This window comes from Pseudomonas sp. GL93 (genome assembly GCF_003408955.1).
Classification (GTDB): Bacteria; Pseudomonadota; Gammaproteobacteria; order Pseudomonadales; family Pseudomonadaceae; genus Aquipseudomonas; species Aquipseudomonas paracarnis.
This window is the reverse complement of record NZ_NKRF01000054.1, coordinates 1-1781: the sequence shown is the minus strand read 5'-3', so window position 1 is coordinate 1781 and position 1781 is coordinate 1. Positions and strand designations below refer to the sequence as shown.

The following is a 1781-nucleotide window of genomic DNA, read 5'->3' as shown; positions in this document are numbered from 1 at the left end:
ACGGTTGCCAGAGGATGTCGGACATCGCGAGATCTCTTGTTCTTGTATGAGGTTTATCAGACAAAACAGATCCAATGTGGGAGCGGGCTTGCTCGCGAATGCGGTATGCCAGTACCGAATAGGCTCATTGACCCACCGCCTTCGCGAGCAAGCCCGCTCCCACCTATAGATAACCTGTGCCGGTAATAGTTGGGTTTACTGGGCCAGCCAACCACCATCGATGTTCCATGCCGCGCCGCGCACCTGGGCACCAGCTTCGCTGCACAAAAACAACACCAGCTCGCCCAACTGCGACGGCGTCACAAACTCCAGCGACGGCTGTTTCTCTGCCAGCAAATCCTGCTGCGCCTGCTGTGGGTCTACCCCAGTAGCCACGCGATCATCAATCTGCTTCTGCACCAGCGGCGTCAATACCCAGCCCGGGCAGATGGCGTTGCAGGTGACATTACTGGTGGCGGTTTCCAGACCCACCACCTTGGTGAGGCCGATCACCCCATGCTTGGCCGCCACATACGCTGCCTTGCCCACTGAGCCGACTTGCCCGTGCACCGAGGCGATATTGACGATGCGCCCCCAACCCTTGGCCTTCATGCCCGGCAAGCTCAGGCGTGTGCTGTGGAACACCGAGGACAGGTTGATGGCGATGATCGAATCCCAGCGCTCCACAGGGAAATCTTCTACCGCTGCCACATGCTGGATACCGGCGTTGTTGACCAGGATGTCCACGCCACCGAACTCGCGTTCGGCGTAGGCGAGCATGTCGGCGATCTGCGCGGGGTCGCTGACGTCGGCCGGGTGGTGCCCGACCTTGCCGCCAAACGCCTGCACCTGAGTAATCACCGCGCTGGCGTCGCCAAAGCCATTGAGAATCAGGTTGGCGCCGGCCTTGGCCAGGCTCAGGGCAATGCCTAAGCCGATGCCGCTGGTGGAGCCGGTGACCAGGGCGGTCTTGCCATTCAAAGTTGTCATGAAAACCTCACACAATGCCGGTGGCGTAGAAAGTACCGATCACCACGAACACCGCAAGGGTCTTGATGATCGTGATGCCAAAAATGTCCTTGTAGGCTTCGCGGTGGGTCAACCCGGTGACCGCCAGCAGGGTGATCACCGCGCCGTTGTGGGGCAGGGTGTCCATGCCGCCGCTGGCCATGGCTGCGACCCGGTGCAGCACTTCAAGGGGGATATTGGCCGCGTGGGCGGCTGCAATAAAGCTCTCGGACATCGCCGCCAGGGCGATGCTCATGCCGCCGGAAGCGGAGCCGGTGATACCGGCCAGCAAGGTCACGGTGATCGCTTCGTTGACCAGCGGGTTGGGAATGCCCTTGAGCCAGTCCGCCAGTACCAGAAAGCCTGGCAGCGAGGCGATCACGGCGCCAAACCCATATTCCGACGCGGTGTTCATCGCCGCAAGCAATGCACCGCTTACCGCGCTTTTACTGCCTTCGGCCAGCTTGCTCTTGATTGCCGAGAAGCCGAACACCAGTACTACGATAATCCCCACCAGCAACGCCGCCTGCACCGCCCAGATCGCGGTGAGCTTGGCGATTTCGGTGGTCACCGGCGCGCTCATGCCCGGCAGGCTGAGGCTGTGGGTCTTGCCGTACCACTGCGGAATCCAGTGGGTGAACAACAGGTTCATCACCCCCACCAGAATCAGCGGTGACAACGCGAGCCACGGGTTGGGCAGGCTCAGGTTGTCGGCGGTTTCCGGCTCATTGCGCAACTCGGTGCCATAACCTTCACCGGCGCGCTGGGCTTTGTTGCGTTGGCGTGCGAGGTAG

General features: G+C 61.3%; 2 protein-coding genes. Both read right to left on the bottom strand.

Annotated elements, in window-relative coordinates; genetic code table 11:
- Nucleotides 1–195: 195 nt before the first annotated feature.
- Nucleotides 196–969: a 3-hydroxybutyrate dehydrogenase gene (locus CER19_RS08795; RefSeq protein ID WP_116666136.1), complete on the bottom strand. Its 774-nt coding sequence runs from the start codon at nt 967–969 to the stop codon at nt 196–198.
- A gap of 7 nt (nt 970–976) precedes the next feature.
- On the bottom strand, nt 977–1781 hold an 805-nt coding region (locus tag CER19_RS08790), incomplete at its 5' end, for a GntP family permease (protein ID WP_133298322.1).